Source organism: Variovorax paradoxus (genome assembly GCF_009755665.1).
In the GTDB taxonomy this organism is placed as follows: domain Bacteria; phylum Pseudomonadota; class Gammaproteobacteria; order Burkholderiales; family Burkholderiaceae_C; genus Variovorax; species Variovorax paradoxus_G.
The window spans coordinates 3,291,100-3,306,984 of the sequence record NZ_CP046622.1; the positions used below are offsets into that span (position 1 = coordinate 3,291,100).

The following is a 15,885-nucleotide window of genomic DNA, read 5'->3' on the forward strand; positions in this document are numbered from 1 at the left end:
TTCAGAAATTCGGTTTGCGCTTGGCAAGAAAGGCGGCAATGCCTTCGCGGTGCTCGGCGGAGTCGGCATAGTCGTAGGCGGTTGCGAGCAGGCTCTCGGTCGTTTGCGCGCCGGCTTTCAGCATGGCGAAGGTGCGCTTGTGAAGCCGGGCGGCCCGCGGTGCCAGTGCGGCAATGCGCGCCGCATGCGCTTGCGCGGCGGCGGGCACTTCATGGTCGGGCAGCACCTGCAGCAAAAAGCCGGCGTCGTACAGCCGCTGGGCGCCGTGCACGCCGGCGGCCAGCAGCATGTCGCGCGCGAGCACATCGCCGATGGCGCCGTGAACCAGCGCGGCTTCCCGCGGCGCCATGGGAAAGCCCAGCTTGGCAATGGGCGCGCCGAACTTCGCCGACGCGCCCGCGAGCCGGATGTCGCAGCAGCTCGCTATCTCGATGCCTGCCCCCATGCATGCGCCTTCGATCTGCGCGACCAGGGGCAACGGGCAATCGAGCATGGCCTGCAGGGCGGCCCACACTTCGTTCTCGTGGAATTCACGCAAGCTGCTTTCGTCGAAACGGAACGACGGGTATTCGGAGATGTCGCCACCCGCGCAGAAGGCACCGCCCTCGCCGCTGATGACCACGCACCGAAGCCCCGCCTCGTCCGCTTGCCCGATGCCGTCGAACACGGCCCGCAGTTCGCGCCACATGGCGCGCGTCATCGCATTGAGGCGCCCCGCATTCGACAAGGTGACGAACGCTACCGGGCCCTCGCGGCGCAATGAGACCGTGCTCTCGCCCATTACTCGAGCTTGGCGCCCGAGGCTTTCGCCACCGACGCCCAGCGCTTGACCTCGGAATTGACGAAGCCGCCGTACGAGGCCATGGCGAGGTTCGGAATCTCCGAGCCGTTCTGCGCCCAGATGGCCTTGAGCTCATCGGTTGCCAGCGCCTTCTTCATCTCGTCGACGATGCGTGCCTGCATGTCGGCGGGCGTGCCCTTGGGGGCCCACAGGCCGTACCAGGTGGTCACGGTGTAGTCGGGCAGGCCGACCTCGGCGGCGCAGGGCACGTCGGGGAATGCCGGGTTGCGCTTGGCGCCGGCCACCATCAGCGCCTTGATGCGGCCGCCCTTGATGTGCTGCGCGGAAGAGCCAAGGCCGTCGAACATCAGGTCGACATTTCCCGCGATCAGGTCGGACAGCGCCGGGCCCGCGCCGCGGTACGGAATGTGCGTGATGAAAGTGCCGGTCTGCAGCTTGAACAGCTCGCCCGCCAGGTGGTGCGAGGTGCCCGAACCCGCCGAACCGTAGTTGAGCTTGCCGGGGTTGCGCTTGGCGGCGGCAACGAACTCCTGCAGCGTGGTGGCGGTCACGCGCCTGGGGTTGACCACCACCACCTGCGGCACGTTGGCCAGCAGCATCAGGGGCACGAAATCTTTTTCGATGTCGTAGTCGAGCCTGGGGTAGATCGACGGTGCGATCGCGTGGTGAACCGCGCCCATGAAGAGCGTGTAGCCGTCGGGCTGCGCCTTGGACGCAATGCTTGCGCCCACGGTGCCGCCGGCGCCGCCGCGGTTGTCGATCACCAGGGTTTGCCCGGTCACCTTGGAGAACTGCGCCGAGAGCGGGCGCGCAAAGGCGTCGGTGCCGCCGCCGGCCGGGAACGGCACGATCATGTTGACCGGCCGCGTTGGCCAATTACCCCCCTGCGCACGCGCACCGCCGCACAGAACGGCTGCACCGGCTGCGCCCAGGCGCAGCACGTCGCGTCGTTGAAAACCCTGAGTCATCTGTCATCTCCTGTCGTTGTGGAATGCCGCGGCATGCGGCCGCCGACGCCTCGCGCGCCGGACTTTCTTTCAGAACTCTCAGCCTTTTTTGAAGAACAGGCTTTCGACATCTCCCGAAACCGCCACCTTGCCTTCGGCCAACCATGCGCGATGCTTGTCGAGCCGCTTGAGATCGTAGAGGTAATTGACCATGAGGCCATAAGACTGCTTTTGCCCTTTGGGCGACGGATCGCCAGCCCAGTTGAGCCGCTCGACCCGGGCACCGTTGCCCAGGTGAAAACGCGCTACCGGATCGACGGGCGTGCCGTCGATCAGCGTGCGGCCCAGGTACTCGGCTGCCGCCTGCAGCAGCCATTGGCGCAGCGGCGACTTGGCGTCGAGCGTGGCTGCGCCGTCTACCGCCGCAAGCAGGCGCTCGGCGGTGGGGGGCAGCGAACCGACGAGGCGGCCGAGTTCGGCCTCGCGCTTTTCGTCCAGGCGCGGCAGCAGTTCCGCGGCGTTCTTGGCCAGCCAGGCTCGAAAGCCGGGAATGGGCGAGAGGGTGGCAAAGATCTTCAGGCGCGGCAGCTCGTCCTGCAGCGTCTCGACCACGCGCTTGATGAGCGAATCGCCGAAGCTCACGCCCCGCAGGCCGTTCTGGGTGTTGCTGATCGAATAGAAAATCGCGGTGGTGGCCTTGGCCGGCTGAATGGGCACGGCTGTTTCGTCGAGCAGCGGCATGATGCCGTCGCTGATGCGGTCGACCAGCGCCACCTCGACGAAGATCAGCGGCTCGTTGGGCAGCCGCGGATGGAAGAAGCCGTAGCAACGGCGGTCGCTGTCGTCGAGCCGGTTCTTCACGTCGGTCCAGCTCTTGATGTCGTGCACGGCCTCGTAGCGGATCAGCTTCTCGATCAGCGAAGCCGGCGAATCCCAGTCGATGCGGCGCAGTTCGAGAAACGCGACGTCGAACCAGGTGGAGAACAGGTGCTCCAGTTCGGCATCGAGCGCAATCAGCCGCTTGTCGGACTTGAGAAAAGGCAGCAGCTCGGCGCGCAGGTCGACCAGGAAGCGCATGCCCTCGGGCTCTACCGCAAAGCGCTGCAGCAGCCGCATGCGGGGCGACACCAGCGCCCGGCGCAGCTTCAATTCGGCCTGGCCTTCGTCGGGCGTTCCGACGGCAGCCTGGTGCTGGTCGCGCGCCGACTTGAGCTTTTGCGGATCGGCCGCGAAATGCTCGCTCATCAGCGCCCAGTAGTCACGGCGCTCTTCCGGCGTGGCGGCCGCGTATTCGAGTGCAATGGCGTGCGCCCTCCGGCCGCCCTCGACCTCGCTCACGCGTGGATCGATGACCGACTGCAAGGCCGTGAGCACGCGGCGCAAGGCGCGCGGCGACAGCGCCTCGTCGGCCTTGCGCAAGGTGGCCTGCATGCGCTCGGCGGTCGAGCGCACGGTGGGTTTTGCGGCAGCCTTGGGCGCGCCGCGGGCGGCGCCCTCGGGCGCCACGGGCACCTTGCTGCCGGTCTTGTCGCCAGAACGCAGCCGCGCCTGGAACCATTCGGTCGCACTCATCGACACGCTCCAGTTCTGTGGAATGGGGAGATGCCCTTGTTGGTGCAGGTCATGACATCACCCTTGATTTCTGCTGCCGCGCCACTTCGCGCAGGGCCTCGCGCTGGCGGGTCAGGTGCGTGCGCATGGCGGCGTCCGCGCCTTCGCTGTCGCGCGCCTTGAGCGCCGCGAAAACCGCCAGGTGCTCCGACAGGCTTTGCTCCAGGCGGCCTGGTGCATGCAACTGCTGCAGCCGCGCGAGCTTGAGAATCTTGCGCAGATCGCCGATCACCTGCGCCAGCCACTTGTTGTCGGCCAACTGGATGATCGCCTCGTGAATGAGGTGGTTGGTGGCGTAGTAGTCGTTGATGCGCTTGGCCTTGGCGTGCCGCACCAGCCGCTCATGCAAGGCGTCGAGGTCATGCAGCTCGGAGTCGCTGGCATTTCGCGCGGCCTCGTAGGCGCAGCGGCCTTCGAGCAGCGCAATCACCGGAAATATCTCGTCGAGGTCGCGCTCCGTCACCTCTCGCACGAAGCAGCCGCGCCGCGGCTCGTGCCGCAGCAGGCCTTCGGCCGTGAGCACCTTGAGCGCCTCGCGCAAGGGGGTGCGCGAAATCGACAGCCGCTCGCACAGCGCCGCCTCGTCCAGGAAACTGCCCGGCGCGAGCTCGCCCGCGAAGATCTGCTCGCGCAGCGTGGCGGCGACTTCGTCGTGCAGGGAGTTGGGAACAAGGCGCATGGGAGGCGGACAGCTACAAGGCGGGCTAAGAGCTTGAATCGTAATTTTCTGTAATTACGCAAAATTGTGGGGCCGCAGTCCGCGCAGCGCAAGGGCTGCGCACCCCATGCGCAGCCCGGGCTTACCCTGAGGGCTTGCCGCTCAGGCGGTGGCCGGCCGGGGGCGCCGCGCGGCCCAGAGCCACAGGCCGATGCCGAAGAGCACCATCGGCACGCTGAGCCATTGCCCCTGGCTCAGGTTCAGCGCGCGCAGGCCCAGAAAGTCGTCGGGCTCGCGGAAGTATTCGGCAATGAAGCGCAGCGCGCCGTAGCCGATGAGGAACACCGCGGCCACCTGCCCTTCCTTGCGTTCCTTGCGCGCGTAGAGCCACATGATGACGAACAGCAGAAGCCCCTCGAGCAGGAACTGGTACACCTGCGAAGGATGGCGCGGCAGCATCGAGCCGCTTTGCGGAAACACCATGCCCCAGGGCAGGTCGGGGCTGCTGAAGCGGCCCCAGAGTTCGCCGTTGATGAAGTTACCCACGCGGCCTGCCGCGAGGCCCGTCGGCACGCAGGGCGAAACGAAGTCCATCACCTGCCAGAACGGCCGGGCGCGCGAGCGCGCAAACCAGATCATTGCGCCGATCACGCCCAGGAGGCCACCATGAAAGCTCATGCCGCCCTGCCACACATAGAGAATTTCGAGCGGATGCGCCAGATAGAACTCGGGCTTGTAGAACAGGCAGTAGCCGAGCCGCCCACCCACGATGACGCCCATCACCCCAAGAAAAAGAATGTCCTCGATGTCCTTGCGCTGCCAGGCGCCCGTGCCGGCGAGCGAGCGATACGGTTCGTGCCGAAGGCGGCGCGTGCCGAGAAAGTAGAACAGCGCGAACGCGGCCAGGTAGGTCAGGCCATACCAGTGGATGGCCACGGGCCCGAGCTGCAGGGCGACAGGATTGATCTGCGGATACATGAGCATCCGCGGATTGTGCCCGGCCGAAATGTCGCGGCCGGCGCGGGGACATTCAGGGCGATGTCAGCGCCCGAACTTCCACCAGAGCAGTGCCGCCACGAACGCCGGCACGGCAAATACCAGCAGGAAGATCGGCAGTTCCTCGGCCACCGAATAGCCGGCCTTGATCACGCCCACGGCCATGTTGATGCCGGCGCCGATGAACCATGCCGGGATGAACCACTTGGCGGCCGTGGCCAGCGCCAGCAGCGAGCCGTCGCCGATGAAACGGCTGGCCAACAGAAACACCAGCAGCAGCACGAAGCCGCCGCCCATCACCATGATCGTGTGCATCTTGCGTTGTCCTCCGGGTGCGGTCCTGCCGGATCAGCGCGTGGTGTAGCCGCCGTTGGCAAAGATGGTCTGGCCCGTGATCCACCAGCCTTCGGTGACCAGGAAGCGCACGATGGGCGCGATGTCCTCGATGTCGGTGAGGCCCTTCTTCGAGAACTTGCTGAGCGCCGCCGCACTGCTGTGGTATTCGACGGCCTCCTTGCTTTCCTGCCCATAGAAGAACGGCGTGTCCATCGGTCCGGGGCCGATCGCGTTGACCGAGATGCCGCGCTCGCCGAACTCCTTGGAGGCCGCACGCGTGTAGTGTTCCACTGCCGCCTTCGAGGCCGGATAGATCGCGTAGAACGGCGTGTAGGCCGCGAGGAGCGAGCTCACCAGCGACACGATGCTGCCGCCGTCTGCCAGCGTGCGGCCGGCCTGCTGGATGAAGAAGAACGCGGCCTTGGCGTTGGCGTCGAAGCTCTTGTCGTAGTCGGCTTCGGTGACATCGAGGATCGGCTTCTTGATCACCACGCCCGCGGTGTTGATGGCGATGTCGACCTGACCGAAGTGCGCCACCGCCTGGTCGAACAGCCTCGCGCTGCTCTCCACCACGGCCAGGTCGCCCTGCACCAGCAGCGTGCCGGCGCCCTTGGCCTCGAGTTCGGCGGCGGTCTTCTCCGCCTCCTTGCGCGAGGCGTCGCTGTTGTAGTGGATCGCGATGCCGCGGGCGCCGCCGTCGACCAGTTGATGGCCGATGAGCGCGCCGAGGTTCTTGCCGCCGCCGGCGATGACGGCGACCTTGTTCTGGAGAGTGCGTGCGGACATGGAATGGCCTCCTGCTGAAGAGCGTTGATGTGAATCGGGAAGCTTCAGTCTATTGATGGCAAGTTCCAAAATAAATCAACAATCCGGCGCTAGACTGTTCTGACAATCACAAACAATCCAGACAGCACGCATGGACCGCATCGACCTTCTCAAGGTGTTCCTGCGCGTGGCCGAAACCGGCAGCTTCACGCGTGCGGCCGATCGGCTCGCGCTGCCGCGCGCCACCATCTCCACCGCGGTGCAGCAGCTCGAGGCGAAGCTGGGCTCGCGCCTCCTGCACCGGACCACGCGGCGCGTCGGCCTCACGCCCGACGGCGAAGTGCTGCTGGAGCGGGCCCGCACGCTGGTGGCCGACATGGAAGACATCGAGCAGCAGTTCCTCCCGTCGCGCAGCCACGTCAGCGGACGGCTCAAGGTCGACGTGCCGAGCCGCATCGCGCGGCGGCTCATTGCGCCGGCGCTGCCGGATTTCTTCGAGCGCTACCCGGCGATCGAGCTCGAACTCGGCTCCAGCGACCGCGCCGTGGACCTGGTGCTCGAAGGTGTCGATTGCGCGCTGCGCGTGGGTCCGTTGGCGAGCAGCAGCCTGGTGGCGCGGCCGCTCGGGCATTTCACGCTGATCAATTGCGCGAGCCCGGCCTACCTGGCCCGCCATGGCACGCCGCGCGCGCCGGCGGACCTGCCCGAGCACCTCGCGGTCAACTACGCCTCGCCGACCAGCGGCCGCGCGGCGCCGTGGGAGTGGCAGCGCGACGGCGAGACCGCGACGCTGCGCATGCGCAGCCAGGTGAGCGCGAACAACGCCGAGACCTACATCGCCTGCGCGCTGGCGGGGCTGGGGCTGATCCAGATCCCGGCCTACGACGTGCGCGAACACCTCGCGGCCGGCGAGCTGGCCGAGGTGCTGCCCGAGGCGCGCGCCCAGCCGCTGCCGGTGCACCTGATCTATCCGCACCGGCGCAACCTATCGCGCCGGATGCAGGCCTTCGCGGGCTGGGTCGAGATGCTGCTCGCCGCGTCGCTCGATGCGCCCGAAGCACCGCGGCCGGCCGGCGCACGAACGCCGCGCAGGTAGGCGGCCCTACGCCGGCCGTGCCCGCCCCGTGCGCTCGCGCACGAATTCCACGAAACGCGCCAGCGCCGGATGCGCGGCCTGCGCGGGCCACACGAGGCTGGTTTCGCAGACCGGCAGCGCCACGCGGCGCCGGCCGGTGCCCTTGAACTCGCCGGCCTGCCGATAGACCACCCCCGCGCGCCGGAACTGCATCACGCTGCGCGGTACCCAGGCCACGCCGATGCCGCCCGAGACGAGATTGACGATGGTCTGCATCTGGATGGCCTCCTGCGCCACTTGCGGCGTGCGGCCCGCCGCGTGATAGAGATCGAAGACCGCATCGTGCAGCGATGGCACGATGCGGCGCGGGAAGATCACGAGCGGCTCGGCCAGCGCCTCGGCCAGCGGCACGGGCCGCGCACGCGCGAGCCGGTGCTGCGAGGGCAGCGCCAGCACCAGTGCCTCTTCCTCTACCGGCAGGCGCGCCAGCCCAGGCGGCGCGGCACCCGGCGAATGCAGCATCAGGCCGGCGTCGATCTCGCCGCGCGCGAAGGCCTCGATCTGCACGTCGCCCGTGGCTTCGACCAGTTCGAGCGCCACCTCCGGGCAGCGCACGCGGAATTCGCGCACCCAGGCCGGCAGCTGCTCGAAGCCGACGGTCGAGACAAAGGCGATGCGCACGCGGCCCACCTGCCCCGCCGCCGCCGCGCGCGCCCGCGCCGGCAGCGCCTGGGCGCGCGCTAGCAGCTCGCGCACGTCGGGCAGCAGCGCCTCGCCGGCCGGCGTGAGCGCCACGCGGCGGCGCGTGCGGTCGAACAGCACGACGCCCAGTGTTTTCTCGAGCTGGGCAATGGCCTGCGTCACCGGCGGCTGGGTCATGTGCAGCCGCAGCGCGGCGCGGCCGAAGTGCAGTTCCTCTGCCACGGCCACGAACTGGCGCCAGGCGCGCAGGTCGATCAAAGCATCTTTCATATGCCAAGCATATCAATCGGCGCGGAAAAATGGATTGGAATGAATCAATGAGAAGTCCGATACTTGACCCTCCCCGAGAATTCCCCACGAGAAGAGACACCGACATGGACACCAAGCCAATCCAGATCAACCGCCGCAGCGCCAACATCGTCGAAGGCAAGAGCCGCGCGCCCAACCGCTCGATGTTCTACGCCATGGGCTACGAAGAGAGCGACTTCAAGAAGCCGATGGTCGGCGTGGCCAACGGCCACAGCACCATCACCCCGTGCAACTCGGGCCTGCAGAAGCTGGCCGACGCGGCCATTGCCGGCATCGAGGAGGCGGGCGGCAACGCGCAGGTGTTCGGCACCCCCACCATCTCCGACGGCATGGCCATGGGCACCGAAGGCATGAAGTACTCGCTGGTGAGCCGCGAGGTCATCTCCGACTGCATCGAGACCTGCGTGGGCGGCCAGTGGATGGACGGCGTGCTGGTGGTCGGCGGCTGCGACAAGAACATGCCCGGCGGCCTCATGGGCATGCTGCGCGCCAACGTGCCGGCCATCTACGTGTACGGCGGCACCATCCTGCCGGGCAAGTACAAGGGGCAAGACCTCAACATCGTGAGCGTGTTCGAAGCCGTGGGCCAGAACGCCGCCGGCAACATGAGCGACGAAGACCTGCTGGAGATCGAGAAGCGCGCCATTCCGGGCACCGGCTCGTGCGGCGGCATGTACACGGCCAACACCATGTCCAGCGCATTCGAGGCGCTGGGCATTTCGCTGCCCTATTCGTCGACCATGGCCAACCCGCACGACGAAAAGGCCAACTCGGCCAAGGAATCGGCCAAGGTGCTGATCGAGGCGATCAAGAAAGACCTGAAGCCGCGCGACATCGTGACCAAGAAGGCCATCGAGAACGCGGTCGCCGTCATCATGGCCACGGGCGGCTCGACCAACGCGGTGCTGCACTTCCTGGCGATTGCGCACGCGGCTGAAGTCGAATGGACCATCGACGACTTCGAGCGCATGCGCAAGAAGGTTCCGGTGATCTGCGACCTGAAGCCGAGCGGCAAGTACCTGGCGGTCGACCTGCACCAGGCCGGCGGCATTCCGCAGGTGATGAAGGTGCTGCTGAACGCGGGCCTGCTGCACGGCGACTGCATCACCATCACCGGCCAGACGATTGCCGAGGTGCTGAAGGACGTGCCCGACGTGCCGCGCGCCGACCAGGACGTGATCCGCCCCATCGATAACCCGATGTACGACGAAGGCCACTTGGCCATCCTGAAGGGCAACCTCTCGCCCGAAGGCGCAGTCGCCAAGATCACCGGCCTGAAGAACCCCGTGATCACCGGCCCTGCGCGCGTGTTCGATGACGAGCAGTCGGCGCTCAAGGCCATTCTCGACGGCAAGATCAAGGCGGGCGACGTGATGGTGCTGCGCTACCTGGGCCCCAAGGGCGGCCCGGGCATGCCCGAAATGCTGGCGCCAACGGGCGCGCTCATCGGCGCGGGCCTGGGCGAAAGCGTGGGCCTGATCACCGACGGCCGCTTCTCGGGCGGTACCTGGGGCATGGTGGTCGGCCATGTGGCACCCGAAGCGGCGGCGGGCGGCACCATTGCATTCGTGAACGAAGGCGACTCGATCACGATCGATGCGCACAAGCTGGTGCTCGAACTCAACGTGCCCGAAGCCGAGCTTGCCAAGCGCCGCGAAGGCTGGAAGCCGCCGGCTCCGCGCTACACGCGCGGCGTGCAGGCCAAGTTCGCGTTCAATGCCTCGAGCGCCAGCTCGGGCGCGGTGCTCGACAAGTTCTGAGAAAGCCTCAGGCCAGCATCATCCACGCGCCGTAGCCGAAGGCCAGAAACCCGAGGCCGACGATCGCGAGGATGCTGCGGGATTCGAACGCCATGGCCGGAGGGAAACTCTGCACCGCAAAGTGCAGCAACGCACCGGCGCCGATGGTCATGAACCCGGCGCCGAGTGCCTTTCCCATGCTCTCGCCCGGGTAGAGAAAACACACGGCGAAGCCGGCCACGAAAACGAGGTTGGCCATCACGGTGCCGCGCGTGCGCCAGCGCTGCTGCGTGGGCGTGGCCGCACGCTGCACGGGCCGCTTGACGGGGCGCCCTTCGTTGATGGCCATGCCGGTGAAGAACAGGCCGAACATCGTCGGGAACAGCCCGAAGATGCCGAATCCCCACACGGGGCCCCACATGTTCTGGAAATCGGCGATCAGCGCGTGCGCCGGGTCGGCGATGCTGTAGCGCACCTCGACAGCGTCGCCCCATTCCTTGTCCGACAAGCCGCCGCCAAGGCCCTTGACCAGGCGTTTCTGGCCGTCGGCGGCGACGTACTCGACCACCGGGGCGCGCGAAACCGTCGTGCGGCCGTTGCTGTCCTTGCTGCGCTCTTCGACAAAATCGACCAGGCTGCCCTGTACGCTGGCGGTGCCTTCAATCGATTGGTATCGCTGCCACCCGATGGTTGCCGCGGCATACAGCCCGGCGCAGCCGATCAGCAGCGCGCCAATGCCGACGCCCCAGAAAAAGTTCTTGAGCCATCCGGCCAATCCGCCGATGGCAGGCCCGAGCAAGAGCGAGAGCCCGAAGACCAGCACCGCATGCTGGATGGTTTCTTCGTCCATGGCGTGGGCCGCAACGCGTGCAATTTACGATGCCGCGCCCACTCGGGTGTCAGCGCTTCGGGCGGTTGTTGGGCGGCAGGCCCATGTTGCTGCGCTGGCGGTCGATGCGCGCCTGCTTGCGGCGCTCTTCGCGCTCGACGACCTTGCGCTTGGTATAGCCCGACGAATCGGCCCAGGCCCACCACGCCACGGCCAGCGCAAAAGGCGACAGCACGATCCACCAGCTCCAGCCGGCGACCATGCCCACTTCGAAGTATTTGAGACCTATGCCCAGCAGGCCCAACAGCAGAAAAAGCATCGCGAATCCCTCGGGTTTTGTTGGAAACGCTTCCGGACGCCGGTACACGGCGTTACCTACAATCGCGTTAGATCGAATGTAACCTAGCCATTACGAAATAAGCCCCATGAAAAGACTCCTGTCGTTCGCTGTTTTGGGCCTTGGCCTGGCCGCCCCTGCTTTCGCCGACCTGGCGCTGGCCACGTCGAAAAACTGCATGAGCTGCCATGCGGTGGAGCGCAAGGTGCTCGGCCCCTCGTTCAAGGACGTGGCCGCCAAGTACAAGGGCAATGCCGGCGCCGCCGACATGCTCGCAACGAAGATCATCAAGGGTGGTTCGGGCGTGTGGGGTCCGGTGCCGATGCCAGCCAACAACCAGGTCAGCGAAGCGGACGCAAAGAAGCTTGCTGCCTGGGTGCTGTCGACGCGCTGATCAAACCCGCGGATCGATGTCCGTGGGCAGCGGCCGGCGCTCGATGCGGTCTTCGAGCTGGCCGATGTGCGCAGCCACGGTGTTGTCCGACTGCTCCGAGCGCTGACGAATCACGCTCTCGACCTGCCCCAGCCTCGCAACCAATGCGGCATGGCGCTCGGCGTTCTCCGCCATGTGCTTGTTCTCTTGTGCTTCAAGGAAGTTGCGCAGCTCGGTAAAGCGCGAAGCCTCGGCCTTGTCGGCAAGGTCGCGCTGCACCTGCATTTCCTTGTTGTGGCGCTTCGCGTCCAGCAGCACCGAGCTGTGCAGGTACAGCACATAGACCAGGAAGAACACGCCCAGGGCGACGGTAAGCCCCAGCATCATCAAGCCCAGCGGCGCGGAAATGGTCATGAAGCCCAGCGAGACCGGCACGGGCGAAGACAGCGTGCCCCAGTTGAGCGCGGCAAGGGCCGCGATCAGCAGCAGAATGGCAAACAGGAAAGCAGATCTCACACCCATGGGGGCCTCCTTCGAACAGGTCTAACACAACGGAACGGCCATGTGCGCCCCGGCGCACGGCAACTCCGCTGGTTGTACCTCAGGCCGCGGGCCGCAACGGCCCCTGCTTCCCACTAACGGCCATGTCCTACAGATCGAATCAATTGGTCTGTGACAACTGTTCCAGAATTGCAGGATTTTCGAGCGTGGACGTGTCCTGCGTGATCGCTTCGCCCTTGGCGATGCTGCGCAGCAGGCGCCGCATGATCTTGCCGCTGCGTGTCTTGGGCAGGTTGTCGCCAAAGCGGATGTCCTTCGGCTTGGCAATGGGCCCGATTTCCTTCGCGACCCAGGCGCGCAGCTCGTTGGCAATCTGCTTGGCCTCTTCACCGGTGGGGCGGCTGCGCTTGAGCACGACGAAAGCGCACACGGCCTCGCCCGTCACGTCGTCGGGCCGGCCGACCACGGCGGCTTCGGCCACGAGGTCGGTCTTGGAGACGAGCGCCGATTCGATTTCCATCGTGCCGAGCCGGTGGCCCGACACGTTGAGCACGTCGTCGATGCGGCCGGTGATGCGGAAGTAGCCGCGGTCGGCGCTGCGCACCGCACCGTCGCCCGCCAGGTAGATGGTGCCGCCCATCTCTTCGGGGAAGTAGCTCTTCTTGAAGCGCTCGGGGTCATTCCAGATGGTGCGGATCATCGAGGGCCAGGGCCGCTTGATGACCAGCATGCCGCCCGCTCCGTTGGGCAGGTCCTTGCCGGTTTCGTCGACGATGGCGGCCATGATGCCCGGCAGCGGCAAGGTGCACGAGCCCGGCACCAGCGGCGTGGCGCCCGGCAGCGGCGTGATCACGTGGCCGCCGGTTTCGGTCTGCCAGAAGGTGTCGACGATGGGGCAACGCTCGCCGCCGATATTGCGGTGGTACCACATCCATGCCTCGGGGTTGATGGGCTCGCCCACCGAACCGAGGATGCGCAGGCTGGTCAGGTCCCAGTTCTTGGGGTGCACCTTCTCGTCTCCTTCGGCCGCCTTGATGAGCGAGCGGATGGCGGTGGGCGCGGTGTAGAACACCGAGACCTTGTGCTTCTCGATCATCTGCCAGAAGCGGCCCGCGTGCGGGAACGTAGGAATGCCCTCGAACACCACCTGCGTGGCGCCGGCCGCGAGCGGACCGTAGGCCACATACGTGTGGCCGGTGATCCAGCCGATGTCGGCGGTGCACCAGAACACGTCTTCGGGCTTGATGTCGAAGGTCCAGTCCATCGTGAGCTTGGCCCACAGCAGGTAGCCGCCGGTGGCGTGCTGCACGCCCTTGGGCTTGCCGGTGGAGCCCGACGTGTAGAGGATGAAGAGCGGATGCTCGGCGTTCACTGGCACTGGCGGGCAGTCGGTGCTTTGGCCCTTCAGCGCCTCGTCGAATGTCTTATCGCGGCCTTCGACGCGGTTCCACGCGGAGGGCGTGCGCTCGTAGACGAACACAGTCTTGATCGACTCGCAGCCGCCCATCGCAATGCCGTCGTCGACGATGGCCTTGAGCGGCAGTTCCTTGCCGCCGCGCAGCTGGTAGTTGGCGGTAATGACGGCCACCGCGCCGGCGTCGATGATTCGCTCCTGCAGCGCCTTGGCCGAGAAGCCGCCGAACACCACGCTGTGCGTGGCGCCGATGCGCGCGCAGGCCTGCATGGCGATCACGCCTTCGACCGTCATCGGCATGTAGATGATGACGCGGTCGCCCTTCTGGATGCCGGCGGCCTTGAGCGCGTTGGCAAACTGGCTCACGCGGCCGAGCAGTTCCTTGTAGGTGACGTTGGTGACGGTGCCGTCGTCGGCCTCGAAGACGATGGCGGTCTTGTTCTCGACCGGCGTGCCCATGTGCTTGTCCAGGCAATTGGCGCTCGCGTTGAGCTCGCCGTCGCCGAACCATTCGTAGAACGGCGCCTTCGACTCGTCGAGCGTGCGGGTGAACGGCTTGGTCCAGTTGAGGTTGGCCTGGGCCTGGCGGGTCCAGAAGCCTTCGAAGTCCTGCTCGGCTTCCTTGCACAGCGCCTCGTAGGCGGCCATGCCGGCGATGCGGGCACCTTGGGTGGCACGGGTGTCGGGCGGGAACACGCGGTTCTCGACCAGAACGGATTCGATGTTCTTCGATGCGCTGCTGCTCATTCTCTTGTCTCCTGGGTAGGTGCGGCCGTAATGTCGGCGGAGCCACTTACGGGTCACTGACGGTCCGATATTAGTTCGCAGGGTTATCACGGGCCGGACACGGGGGCACCCCTAGAATCGCCGGTCGTTTCCAACCTTCCTCCCGATGTCCGCTCCCGACCCTTTCGATACCCGGAACCCGCCCGTACCAGCGCGTGGCTCGCCGCTTCGCCCGCTGCCCAAGCTGATTTTTGCCAGTCGCTGGCTGCAGCTGCCGCTGTACCTGGGCCTGATCGTGGCGCAAGCGGTGTACGTGGTGCACTTCCTCGTCGAACTGCTGCACCTTGTCGAAGCCGCCTTCGGCAACAAGGACGCGCTGCAGGCGCTGATCACCAGCATCGGCTACAAGACCACCGCGCCGGTGGGCACGCTCAACGAAACCGTGATCATGCTGGTGGTGCTGGCGCTGATCGACGTGGTGATGATCTCCAACCTGCTCATCATGGTGATCGTCGGCGGCTACGAAACCTTCGTGAGCCGCATGGACCTGGAAGGCCACCGCGACCAGCCCGAGTGGCTGAGCCATGTGAACGCCTCGGTGCTCAAGGTCAAGCTGGCCACGGCCATCATCGGCATCAGCTCGATCCACCTGCTGAAGACCTTCATCAACGCCGACAACTACACCGATCGCGTGCTGATTGCGCAGACGGTGATTCACATCGCCTTCCTGTTCTCGGCCATGGCCATTGCCTACACCGACAAGCTCATGGCGTCGAACGCGCCGCGCGGCGACGGGCACTGACGCGGGCCGATCCGACCCCGGGGTTCAGCCGGCGCGCGGCAAATCCCAGGCCGGTACCTCGGTGAACCGGCCGGCCAGAAAATCGAGCATCGTGCGCAGCGTGGCGGGCATGTGCTTGCGCGAGGCATACACCGCATACATGCCGACCACCTGCGGCTCGAACTCCGGAAACAACCTCACCAGTTCGCCGGAGCGCAGCAGGCAGGCCGTCAGGTAGGTTGGCAGCATCGTGATGCCGGCCCCCGACCGAGCAAGCTGCATCAGGCTCGCGGCATCGTTGGTCGACACATTGCCGCCCACGGCCACCGAAACGGGCGTACCGTCGTCCTTGCGGGTGAAATTCCAGAGGCTGCGTCCGAAGTACGAGTGCGTCAGGCAGTTGCGCTGGGCCAGCTCCTCCACGCGCAGCGGCTCGCCGTGCTCCTTCAGATACCCGGGCGAAGCGCACACCACCGAACGGCAATCCGTGAGCCTGCGCGCAATCAGGTTGGGATCGATCTCCACCGCCACCCGGATCGCGAGATCGATGCGCTCGTCCACCAGGTTCACTGCCCGGTCGAGCAGCACCAGGTCGACCGCCACGCCGGGATAGAGCCGCACATAGTCGGCCACGGCGTCGGCCAGCTGCGCCTGCGCGAACGAGGTGCTGGCCGTGATGCGCAACTGGCCGCGCGGCGCCTCCGCCGGGTGCCGCACCGCGGCCTGCATGTCGCCCGCCAGTTCGAGCACTTGGCGGCAGCGCGGCAGCAGTTCTTCGCCCGCCGCGGTAAGGCTCAGGCGGCGCGTGGTGCGGTGCAAGAGGCGCGCGCCGGTCCATTGCTCCAGCTCGGCCACATAGCGTGTCACCACCGGCCGAGAAAGGTCGAGCTTGTCGGCTGCGGCAGAGAGGCTGCCCGAATCCACCACGGTCACGAAGACCCGCATTGCGTTCAAACGATCCATTCGAACGATTTTAGGAATAAA

General features: G+C 66.4%; 17 protein-coding genes. 4 read left to right on the top strand and 13 right to left on the bottom strand.

Features of this window, described 5'->3' with window-relative positions:
* Window position 1: 1 nt before the first annotated feature.
* The 7 genes from GOQ09_RS15275 to GOQ09_RS15305 all read right to left on the bottom strand — a co-directional run bounded on the left by GOQ09_RS15275 (window position 2) and on the right by GOQ09_RS15305 (window position 6,136).
* A complete protein-coding gene (locus tag GOQ09_RS15275; RefSeq protein ID WP_157614272.1) occupies window positions 2-781 on the bottom strand; it encodes an enoyl-CoA hydratase/isomerase family protein in 780 nt (259 codons plus the stop codon).
* The gene (locus tag GOQ09_RS15280) at window positions 781-1,770 is read right to left on the bottom strand and encodes a Bug family tripartite tricarboxylate transporter substrate binding protein (protein ID WP_157614274.1); all 990 of its coding nucleotides are present in this window, start codon (window positions 1,768-1,770) and stop codon (window positions 781-783) included. The genes GOQ09_RS15275 and GOQ09_RS15280 overlap by 1 nt, the downstream gene beginning before the upstream one ends.
* 78 nt (window positions 1,771-1,848) lie before the next feature.
* Window positions 1,849-3,321, bottom strand: a complete 1,473-nt coding sequence (locus tag GOQ09_RS15285) for a malonyl-CoA decarboxylase (RefSeq protein WP_157614276.1) — start codon at window positions 3,319-3,321, stop codon at window positions 1,849-1,851.
* 49 nt (window positions 3,322-3,370) lie between these two features.
* Window positions 3,371-4,039 (bottom strand): GntR family transcriptional regulator, encoded by a 669-nt coding sequence (locus GOQ09_RS15290; protein ID WP_157614278.1) that lies wholly within the window; start codon window positions 4,037-4,039, stop codon window positions 3,371-3,373.
* A 141-nt stretch (window positions 4,040-4,180) separates the two neighbouring features.
* Window positions 4,181-5,002: a prolipoprotein diacylglyceryl transferase gene (gene lgt / locus GOQ09_RS15295; RefSeq protein ID WP_157614280.1), complete on the bottom strand. Its 822-nt coding sequence runs from the start codon at window positions 5,000-5,002 to the stop codon at window positions 4,181-4,183.
* 57 nt (window positions 5,003-5,059) lie between these two features.
* The gene (locus GOQ09_RS15300) at window positions 5,060-5,329 is read right to left on the bottom strand and encodes a hypothetical protein (RefSeq protein WP_157614282.1); all 270 of its coding nucleotides are present in this window, start codon (window positions 5,327-5,329) and stop codon (window positions 5,060-5,062) included.
* 33 nt (window positions 5,330-5,362) lie between these two features.
* Window positions 5,363-6,136 (bottom strand): SDR family oxidoreductase, encoded by a 774-nt coding sequence (locus GOQ09_RS15305; RefSeq protein ID WP_157614284.1) that lies wholly within the window; start codon window positions 6,134-6,136, stop codon window positions 5,363-5,365.
* Window positions 6,137-6,266: 130 nt separating this feature from the next.
* Between GOQ09_RS15305 and GOQ09_RS15310 the strand changes: the two genes are divergently transcribed.
* Window positions 6,267-7,211: a LysR family transcriptional regulator gene (locus tag GOQ09_RS15310; RefSeq protein WP_157614287.1), complete on the top strand. Its 945-nt coding sequence runs from the start codon at window positions 6,267-6,269 to the stop codon at window positions 7,209-7,211.
* Window positions 7,212-7,217: 6 nt separating this feature from the next.
* Here GOQ09_RS15310 and GOQ09_RS15315 read toward each other — a convergent pair whose 3' ends face one another.
* Entirely contained in the window at window positions 7,218-8,162 is a 945-nt protein-coding gene (locus tag GOQ09_RS15315) for a LysR family transcriptional regulator (RefSeq protein ID WP_157614289.1), read from the bottom strand.
* A 104-nt stretch (window positions 8,163-8,266) separates the two neighbouring features.
* On the opposite strand from GOQ09_RS15315, the gene ilvD reads away from it, so the two are divergent.
* On the top strand, window positions 8,267-9,961 hold the full coding sequence (gene ilvD, locus GOQ09_RS15320) for a dihydroxy-acid dehydratase (protein ID WP_157614291.1): 1,695 nt from the start codon (window positions 8,267-8,269) through the stop codon (window positions 9,959-9,961).
* 7 nt (window positions 9,962-9,968) lie between these two features.
* Here the strand turns inward: ilvD and GOQ09_RS15325 are convergent, their stop codons facing one another.
* Both GOQ09_RS15325 and GOQ09_RS15330 read right to left on the bottom strand, forming a co-directional pair.
* Window positions 9,969-10,790: a DUF3592 domain-containing protein gene (locus GOQ09_RS15325; RefSeq protein ID WP_157614292.1), complete on the bottom strand. Its 822-nt coding sequence runs from the start codon at window positions 10,788-10,790 to the stop codon at window positions 9,969-9,971.
* A gap of 49 nt (window positions 10,791-10,839) precedes the next feature.
* Entirely contained in the window at window positions 10,840-11,088 is a 249-nt protein-coding gene (locus tag GOQ09_RS15330; RefSeq protein WP_157614293.1) for a TIGR04438 family Trp-rich protein, read from the bottom strand.
* Between the two features lie 106 nt (window positions 11,089-11,194).
* Here GOQ09_RS15330 and GOQ09_RS15335 point away from each other — a divergent pair, with 106 nt between their 5' ends.
* Complete coding sequence (locus GOQ09_RS15335; RefSeq protein ID WP_157614294.1) at window positions 11,195-11,500, top strand: c-type cytochrome; 306 nt, start codon at window positions 11,195-11,197, stop codon at window positions 11,498-11,500.
* On the opposite strand, the gene GOQ09_RS15340 is transcribed toward GOQ09_RS15335, so the two are convergent.
* Window positions 11,501-12,001 carry a LapA family protein gene (locus tag GOQ09_RS15340; RefSeq protein WP_157614295.1) on the bottom strand — a complete coding sequence of 167 codons (501 nt, stop codon included), beginning with the start codon at window positions 11,999-12,001 and terminating at the stop codon, window positions 11,501-11,503. It lies immediately after the preceding gene.
* A 139-nt stretch (window positions 12,002-12,140) separates the two neighbouring features.
* Window positions 12,141-14,141 (bottom strand): acetate--CoA ligase, encoded by a 2,001-nt coding sequence (gene acs, locus GOQ09_RS15345; RefSeq protein ID WP_157614296.1) that lies wholly within the window; start codon window positions 14,139-14,141, stop codon window positions 12,141-12,143.
* 145 nt (window positions 14,142-14,286) lie between these two features.
* Here acs and GOQ09_RS15350 point away from each other — a divergent pair, with 145 nt between their 5' ends.
* Window positions 14,287-14,922, top strand: a complete 636-nt coding sequence (locus GOQ09_RS15350; protein ID WP_126749688.1) for a YqhA family protein — start codon at window positions 14,287-14,289, stop codon at window positions 14,920-14,922.
* Between the two features lie 24 nt (window positions 14,923-14,946).
* Here GOQ09_RS15350 and GOQ09_RS15355 read toward each other — a convergent pair whose 3' ends face one another.
* A complete protein-coding gene (locus tag GOQ09_RS15355; protein ID WP_157614297.1) occupies window positions 14,947-15,864 on the bottom strand; it encodes a LysR family transcriptional regulator in 918 nt (305 codons plus the stop codon).
* Window positions 15,865-15,885 lie beyond the last annotated feature (21 nt).

Excerpts from the sequence above, each read along its gene's own strand:
- GOQ09_RS15285 (WP_157614276.1), bottom strand. The coding sequence starts at position 3,321 with ATGAGTGCGACCGAATGGTTCCAGGCGCGGCTGCGTTCTGGCGACAAG.
- GOQ09_RS15305 (WP_157614284.1), bottom strand. The coding sequence starts at position 6,136 with ATGTCCGCACGCACTCTCCAGAACAAGGTCGCCGTCATCGCCGGCGGC.
- ilvD (WP_157614291.1), top strand. The coding sequence starts at position 8,267 with ATGGACACCAAGCCAATCCAGATCAACCGCCGCAGCGCCAACATCGTC.
- GOQ09_RS15290 (WP_157614278.1), bottom strand. The coding sequence starts at position 4,039 with ATGCGCCTTGTTCCCAACTCCCTGCACGACGAAGTCGCCGCCACGCTG.
- GOQ09_RS15340 (WP_157614295.1), bottom strand. The coding sequence starts at position 12,001 with ATGGGTGTGAGATCTGCTTTCCTGTTTGCCATTCTGCTGCTGATCGCG.
- GOQ09_RS15280 (WP_157614274.1), bottom strand. The coding sequence starts at position 1,770 with ATGACTCAGGGTTTTCAACGACGCGACGTGCTGCGCCTGGGCGCAGCC.
- GOQ09_RS15315 (WP_157614289.1), bottom strand. The coding sequence starts at position 8,162 with ATGAAAGATGCTTTGATCGACCTGCGCGCCTGGCGCCAGTTCGTGGCC.
- GOQ09_RS15350 (WP_126749688.1), top strand. The coding sequence starts at position 14,287 with ATGTCCGCTCCCGACCCTTTCGATACCCGGAACCCGCCCGTACCAGCG.
- GOQ09_RS15275 (WP_157614272.1), bottom strand. The coding sequence starts at position 781 with ATGGGCGAGAGCACGGTCTCATTGCGCCGCGAGGGCCCGGTAGCGTTC.
- GOQ09_RS15310 (WP_157614287.1), top strand. The coding sequence starts at position 6,267 with ATGGACCGCATCGACCTTCTCAAGGTGTTCCTGCGCGTGGCCGAAACC.
- GOQ09_RS15335 (WP_157614294.1), top strand. The coding sequence starts at position 11,195 with ATGAAAAGACTCCTGTCGTTCGCTGTTTTGGGCCTTGGCCTGGCCGCC.
- GOQ09_RS15355 (WP_157614297.1), bottom strand. The coding sequence starts at position 15,864 with ATGGATCGTTTGAACGCAATGCGGGTCTTCGTGACCGTGGTGGATTCG.
- GOQ09_RS15330 (WP_157614293.1), bottom strand. The coding sequence starts at position 11,088 with ATGCTTTTTCTGCTGTTGGGCCTGCTGGGCATAGGTCTCAAATACTTC.
- GOQ09_RS15300 (WP_157614282.1), bottom strand. The coding sequence starts at position 5,329 with ATGCACACGATCATGGTGATGGGCGGCGGCTTCGTGCTGCTGCTGGTG.
- acs (WP_157614296.1), bottom strand. The coding sequence starts at position 14,141 with ATGAGCAGCAGCGCATCGAAGAACATCGAATCCGTTCTGGTCGAGAAC.
- lgt (WP_157614280.1), bottom strand. The coding sequence starts at position 5,002 with ATGCTCATGTATCCGCAGATCAATCCTGTCGCCCTGCAGCTCGGGCCC.
- GOQ09_RS15325 (WP_157614292.1), bottom strand. The coding sequence starts at position 10,790 with ATGGACGAAGAAACCATCCAGCATGCGGTGCTGGTCTTCGGGCTCTCG.